Below are 7,352 nucleotides of genomic sequence, written 5' to 3'. Positions count from 1 at the left end.
GATCTAAACATGGAAAATTTAACTGAAATGCTGAAGGGTTCGCTGGAAGGCTGCGTGCTGGAAATCATCAGCCGCCATGAAACCTATGGCTACGAGATTACCCGCCGCCTGAACGAGCTTGGGTTCACCGAAGTCGTGGAAGGGACGGTCTATACCATCCTCGTGCGATTAGAAAAGAAAAAACTTGTGAACATAGAAAAGAAACCGTCAGATATGGGGCCGCCCCGCAAGTTTTACTCACTTAATGAGGCTGGCCGCCAGGAACTTGAATTGTTTTGGAGAAAATGGGATTTTGTATCATCAAAAATCAACGTCTTGAAGTCAATCTAGCTTCATAAGATATTCCGTCCGATATTTTTGGAGTGTCTTGTTCAGCTTTATAAAAAAGGAGGAAAAATAACATGTTGGAAATGTTTAAAAAAATGATTGGTGATAAAAAAGAGTACAAAATGATGATGGCACGGGTTGAAGCCCTTCCAGAGGACTACCAGTTTGTATTTAAGAAAATTCAAAACTACATGTGGAATTTCTCAGCGGGCAACGGGATGGATATGCTGCACATACAATATGAATTAATCGAGTTATTCGAAGCCGGTGCGGCGGAAGGCAGACAAGTGCTGGAAATCACTGGGGACGACGTGGCGTCATTTGCCGACGAACTAGTGGCAAACGCTAAAACCTATGTCGCCAAGTATCGTGAAGATTTGAATCAGAGTATCATGAAACGATTGGGAAAAAAATAAATGCAATAGATAATACCGACTGAATAGCTGGTTACAAATGTGAATTGCCACCTTCGCTATTCAGTTATATTTTCAATCCGGTAGTAAGTTGTACAGATTATCAGTCAGACTAAATAGAAGAGTATAGGCAATCTAGCTCCGCAAGGCGCTTTTTATAAGGAGGAAAAAAGTATGAGCAATGCAGCGATTTCTGTAAAAGAGTTAAAAAAATCCTTTAAAGACAAGGAAGTCTTAAAGGGGGTGGATTTTGAGGTGCGGCGTGGCGAGATTTTCGCACTGCTGGGCTCAAATGGAGCGGGCAAGACGACGACGGTCAACATCCTCTCGACGCTGATGAGGCCCGATGGCGGCGAAGTAGGTATTTGTGGCTTTGACGTCCAGCGTCAACCGGATCATGTTCGCCAGAGCATCAGCCTGACAGGGCAGTTCGCAGCTTTAGACGGCATGCTCACCGGGCGGGAAAACCTGATGATGATTGCCAAGTTGCGTGGAGTTTCCAATCCCGCTCAAGTCGCTGACAATCTGCTTGCAAGATTTAGCCTAACCGATGCGGCCAACCGCCGGGCGGACAAATATTCCGGCGGGATGAAGCGCCGGCTTGACATCGCCATGAGCCTGATCGGGACGCCAGCAGTCATTTTTCTCGACGAACCGACGACAGGGCTTGATCCCGAAGCGCGGATTGAAGTTTGGGATACCGTCAAGGAGCTTGCCGGCGGTGGCACGACCATCTTGCTGACGACCCAGTACCTGGAGGAAGCCGAACAACTGGCGGACCGTATCGCTATCCTGCATGGCGGAAAAATTATCACGACTGGTACCCTTACTGAACTCAAAGAGATGTTCCCGCCAGCAAAAGTGGAGTATATCGAGAAGCAGCCGACATTGGAGGAAATTTTCCTCGCAATCATCAGTAAAAAGGAGGAGATATAAATGAAAAGCAAAACAGGGGTGTTACTAGGGCGTTTAATGCGCAACATCATGCGCAGCCCGGATACGATTATCACGGTAGCGATTACGCCGATTATGATGATGCTGCTGTTTGTTTATGTATTTGGCGGCGCCATAGAGACAGGAACGGACAACTACGTCAATTATTTATTGCCGGGAATCTTGCTGATGGCTATCGCATCCGGTGTAGCTTACACTTCCGTGCGGCTGTTTACGGATGTAAAGAGCGGGCTGATGGCGCGTTTCATTACCATGCCCATCAAGCGCTCGACGGTATTGTGGGCTCACGTATTGACCTCACTTGTTTCCAATGTGCTTACTATCGTGGTGGTTATCCTCGTTGCGCTCTTGATGGGCTTCCGTTCCAGCGCTGATATCCTGGATTGGCTCGCGGTAGCTGGGATACTCGGGATGTTTACGCTGGCGCTGACATGGCTGGCGGTCATTCCCGGGTTGACAGCGAGGTCTATGGAAGGGGCGACGGCCTACTCGTACCCGCTGATTTTCCTGCCGTTTATCAGTTTGGCCTTTGTTCCTACCGAAACTATGCCTAAAATTGTCCGTGCGTTCGCTGAGAACCAGCCCGTGACTTCAATCGTGAATGCGATTCGTGTCCTCTTGTATGAAGGGTCTGTTGGCAACGGTATCTGGATCGCGCTTGCTTGGTGCGTCGGCATTATGGTCATCGCTTACTTCTTCGCCAGTAAAGCATTTAAACGCCAGTTAGGGTAAGTACACCATCGGTTCGGTGTCTCATGGCAACTAAAACTTCCGAAATAAAATATATGTTTGGAAAAGCACGGGAAATTTTTCCGTGCTTTAATTATTTGTCATGTTCTCAGGATAACTATTGTCGATATAACACCTTCATGTTTTTTAACAATTGGACGCTATTGCGGAAGATCTAAGGTGAAAAATGAACAAACTTTTTTATAAAATCGAAACTTAAATCTTTTTTTAAACAGGCTCTTTCTTTTTGTTCGTTTTTCAAGGTTATTTGCATTAATTTGAACAAACTTTATTCTAAAACAATAGCTTAAAAAAGTAATGTGTCTAACTTTGGCTTTTGTTTTGTTACTCTATCTTTATGCATTTGGCCAGATTGCGGAGTGACGGATTGCGCAAATAATGGAAACTTGAAATCATTTGGGGTACCGTCATATGCCCATCAACTTAAGAATATCAACTACCCTCAATTGTACAAAAACGTTATTCTTTCTAGGCAAGGTTATTAGAAAGGATGACGCCTTTTTGTATTTAAGGGTATTAAAATCTCTTAAGGTGAGGGTATGTATGATGATTGGTTGATTGATTTTTCCACATATTAGGTGTTTTTTTACGGAATATTCAAAATAGAATCTCGATGGCATAATATTATATTGCTTATATTTACGAATGCTTAACATTGGATTAATCCAATATTTACATTATTTGGGTATTCTAAAGGAGTAAACAAGTAACAAAAAATACAATGTGAATAGGAGGGGACTTAAATCGATTCAAATGACAGAAGTTGGGCATAGTGTAAACTTATTTGAATTTTTTATTTAATAAAAATCTATCAATCATTATATAAAAATAGCTTAGTAGTCTTATTGATAAGTAGGATATTTTAATGACGGTAGTAAATAAAATGGGTCTATTGATGTATTTTTATCTGAATTTTCTAATTTGATTATTTCAACCTTATGATGATAGTAGGAGGGAATTTTGTGTGATAGTATGTGGGGTGTAAAGTGTAGAAAATTCTGAAAAAGGGATGTGGATTGGATGTTCAAACTACTGTAAATAATAAAGTTACAGAACTATTAAATCATTATTTTCATCGAGTGAAGGTGAATCTTGTAGAAGAGGAAAATCAAAGAGAATTATATGAACATGAATTGATTAATGAACTATTCCCGTTGTTTAATGTTGCAGGAAATGACAACATGAATAGAGATTTTCTAATTCGCTTTCGTTTATTTGTAAGGGAGATTATTTCAGAGCAAGAACAGAAAATGAAAGAACTTGAAAAAACAAGAGATGAAGAGATAAATGTATTTGATTTAGTAGAGCGAAAAAAGATAATGAACTTTATGATTAATTGAAGTTTGAATTGTATTAAATTTTAAATAAAAATATTTAGAGTGATTAATTATATCCAATAAAGGGCCCATGTACGCAAAAACATCCATTTTAGTAAACTTAAGGAGATCGTTTTTATGAAAACTACCGACTCAAAAAGTCTATGGGGAAATACAATTTATTTACAAGTTTTCTCTGCGTATTCACTGATTATGCTCGGAGTATTTATTGATATGTTAGCCATTATGACCATTGTTGGTTTTGAATGGGAAGTAGACCCTACTATGATTGGATTGATTCCCGTTGCGTATGCACTTCCTGGAATTTTATTTAGTTCATGGGCAGGTGTGATTGCTGATCGCTTTAGAAAAATTCCAATTATGATGTTTAGTAATCTAATGGTTGGTCTATTAACAATCGTTCTTTTATTTGTCCAAAATATTCATTGGCTTTTGTTAGCTTTAATGATTCGATCCATTTTTACCGTTTTCTATTATCCTGCACAGCAAACACTAACACGACAAATTGTATCCCCTGATTTGCTTACCAAAGCGGTAAGTATCAACGGTATAGTTGAGCAAGGAACCAAGATAGTGGGTCCGCTTATAGGTGGAGTGTTACTGAGCTGGTTTCAGCCAGAGTTTTGTCTTGTAATAAGGGCAATATGTAGTTTACTAGCTGCTTTGGTTTTATTGCCCACAATAAGGTTTAAGGAATCTCTGTCAAGAGAATATATAGAAAAGCAACAGCAAAGCACTTGGACTGCCTGGTTACAAGGTTGGAGTTATGTATTATCCAATCGGATGATATTATCAACCATGATTTTCTTTACAATAGGTATGGCAGTATTACAATTAGTAGACTCGCAGTTCCCTACTTTATTTAAGAGTTTGTTCCCAAATGATAAGAGTAAAATGGGATATATCATTTCTATTATTGGTATTGGGGGAATACTTGGTGCATTCTTAACACAAAAAATAAAACATTTTCAATACGGTTGGGTAGTATGTGGGGGCATTGCTTTAATGGGAATTGGCTTTGGTGGAATTAGTCTGATAAGTCTGGTAAGTCCCGGTACATCCCTTATTTTTGGCTATCTGATTAGTTTTATCGCTGGTATTGGAAGTGGACTTATGCTTGTATCCAATCAAGTCATTCTGCAAATAGAATCTCATCAAGAACAGGTCGGAAGAGTGTTTGGAATTCAAAGCAGTTTAGCAAATGCAGTCCTCATCATTTCTCCAGCTATGAGCGGACCACTAGTTCACCTTTTCGGAGTAATTCAACTCTATCTTTATGTAGGTATTGGGCTCATCATCATTGGAGTAATTGGGGTTTCATTACAAAAATATTTTTGGGTTAAACATGAAAACGAACACATAAAAGTAACTAATCTTTGAAGGGAGATTTCTTTATGTCCAATGAGGAGCGTTATCTTTTAAGTCATCCACAGAGGAGAATATGGTATACAGAAGTTATTTATTCAGGTAAAGGTATATGTAATCTAAAATTCTTGTTCAAGATCCATCGAAAAATGGATTATTCATTATTAAATCGAGCCATGAATCGTGTTATTAGTGAAAACGATGGTTTGTGTATCAGGCTGAAAGAACATGGACATCAGGAACCTGAGCAATATTTTGTTAAACATCAAGAACGAGAATTTGACTTCTTTGATTTCAGTTCTGAGAGAGATTCAGATTTGCTGGAAAAATGGATTGAGCAGAAGGCGCAAGAGACGTTTACGTTATTTGATTCTGATTTATACTATTTCGCTTTAATAAAATTAAGCGATAATGAGTGTGCCGTCTTTGGCAATGTCCATCACATTATCATGGATGGTTTATCAATCCAAATTTTTACTAGTCAGATTGCCAAATATTATCATAAGTTTCATAGTGAGACAGATGTGAGCATACCTAGGAACTCATATGTTCAGTTTCTAGTCAATGAACAGACATACTTGAACAGCAGTCGTTTTCAAAAGGATCAAAACTTTTGGTTAGAGGAATTCAATACACTTCCATCCGTGACGGGATTGAAACCCTATGATGCTTACCAAGTTAGTACGAGAGCATCACGTGAGACGTTTACATTATCGGAACATTTGAAGAAAAAGATAGAGAAATTTTCTGAAGATTACAAATTTAGTATATATACTTTTTTTGTTGCTGCGCTTTCGTTGTCGATGTATCGATGGACCTCATCGCTTGATATTGCCTTGGGAATGGCTTACGGCAATCGTATGACTAAAATGGAGCGGGAATTAATTGGAATGATGGTGAGTACAGTTCCTCTAAGAATGGATATCGATCCTGAAGAAGAAGTACTCTCATTTATTGGTCGAGTGTCTAGAAAACAAAGTAAATCATTACGACATCAGAAATATCCATTTGATTTGTTATTAAAGCAGATTAATAAAGAGAATAACAGTAATGTTCGACTTTTTGGAACTACGATTGATTATAGAGAACGTGCTGAAAGTGGTGATTCTCTTTGGATTCCAAATCGTGAAGAGGTGCAAGACTTTGCAGTACATATCGAAAATTTGACTGATATAGACTCTTTACAAGTACATGTTGATTATCGTGAAGAGCTATTTTCCAAAGAAGAGATAATTCGCTTTTTTAACACCATGCTAGCATTAATGGAAAACACATTTGAAAATCCGAAGCAGAAGGTTGCTGAGATCGAAATCATTTCAGAAGAAGATAAAAGAAAAAGTCTAGTAGAGTTCAACGATCCTAAGCTTGACTTTCCACCTCAAGCAACCATCCATGAGTTGTTTGAGCAGCAAGCGACGATTCATCCCAATGCCATTGCAGTTGTGTATGAAAAGGAGGGGCTTACCTATAGTGAGCTTAATGAACGTGCGAATCAGTTAGCTCACTATCTACAGAAAAAGGGAGTAGGACCTGATTCATTGGTTGGGCTTTGTGTTGAACGTTCTCTTGAAATGATTGTAGGTATTTTGGGGATTCTGAAGGCTGGTGGAGCTTATGTTCCACTTGATCCAACATATCCAGAGCAGCGACTTCAGTATATTTTAGAGGATGCTAGCATTCAGTTAGTCGTAACGCAAGAGAGTTTAAAAGAATCGAAATGGTTACCAGAGAATATTAAATCGATTTGCCTTGATCGAGATCAGGTTGAGATTGAGAAAGAAAGTACTGCTTTACCGATTTCTGATGTAAGTCCCCAACATCTCGCTTATGTGATCTATACTTCGGGATCAACAGGGAATCCGAAGGGAGTTATGGTAGAACATCACAATGTGAGTCGTTTATTTAAATCAACGGAATGTTGGTATCAGTTTGATGAAAAAGATACTTGGACGCTTTTCCATTCTTATGCGTTTGACTTCTCAGTTTGGGAAATTTGGGGAGCATTGCTCTATGGAGGAAGATTGGTTGTTGTTCCTTACTGGATTAGTCGATCGCCTAAGGATTTCTATCAACTGTTAGTAGAGGAAGAGGTTACGGTTCTTAATCAGACACCATCCGCATTTCGACAATTGATACAAGTGTGTGAACAAGAAGATGAGAATAAAAACTTGCATCTGCGCTATGTCATATTTGGTGGGGAAGCACT

The 7,352-nt window shown here is 39.2% G+C and carries 7 protein-coding genes; all 7 read left to right on the top strand.

Features of this window, described 5'->3' with window-relative positions; genetic code table 11:
* Window positions 1-9 precede the first annotated feature (9 nt).
* A complete protein-coding gene (locus C568_RS0124740) occupies window positions 10-330 on the top strand; it encodes a PadR family transcriptional regulator (RefSeq protein WP_018765521.1) in 321 nt (106 codons plus the stop codon).
* Window positions 331-401: 71 nt separating this feature from the next.
* The gene (locus C568_RS0124735; protein ID WP_003207016.1) at window positions 402-743 is read left to right on the top strand and encodes a DUF1048 domain-containing protein; all 342 of its coding nucleotides are present in this window, start codon (window positions 402-404) and stop codon (window positions 741-743) included.
* 171 nt (window positions 744-914) lie between these two features.
* Window positions 915-1,676, top strand: coding sequence for an ABC transporter ATP-binding protein (locus C568_RS0124730; RefSeq protein ID WP_018783031.1), 762 nt, complete (start codon window positions 915-917; stop codon window positions 1,674-1,676).
* On the top strand, window positions 1,677-2,426 hold the full coding sequence (locus tag C568_RS0124725; protein WP_018783030.1) for an ABC transporter permease: 750 nt from the start codon (window positions 1,677-1,679) through the stop codon (window positions 2,424-2,426).
* Window positions 2,427-3,460: 1,034 nt separating this feature from the next.
* Window positions 3,461-3,784: a hypothetical protein gene (locus tag C568_RS0124720; RefSeq protein ID WP_006097453.1), complete on the top strand. Its 324-nt coding sequence runs from the start codon at window positions 3,461-3,463 to the stop codon at window positions 3,782-3,784.
* Between the two features lie 114 nt (window positions 3,785-3,898).
* Entirely contained in the window at window positions 3,899-5,161 is a 1,263-nt protein-coding gene (locus tag C568_RS0124715) for an MFS transporter (protein WP_003209780.1), read from the top strand.
* Window positions 5,162-5,175: 14 nt separating this feature from the next.
* On the top strand, window positions 5,176-7,352 hold a 2,177-nt coding region (locus tag C568_RS0124710; RefSeq protein WP_018783029.1), incomplete at its 3' end, for a non-ribosomal peptide synthetase.

Source organism: Bacillus sp. 95MFCvi2.1, assembly GCF_000374965.1.
GTDB lineage: Bacteria > Bacillota > Bacilli > Bacillales > Bacillaceae_G > Bacillus_A > Bacillus_A pseudomycoides.
This window is presented reverse-complemented; position numbering and strand designations above follow the sequence as displayed.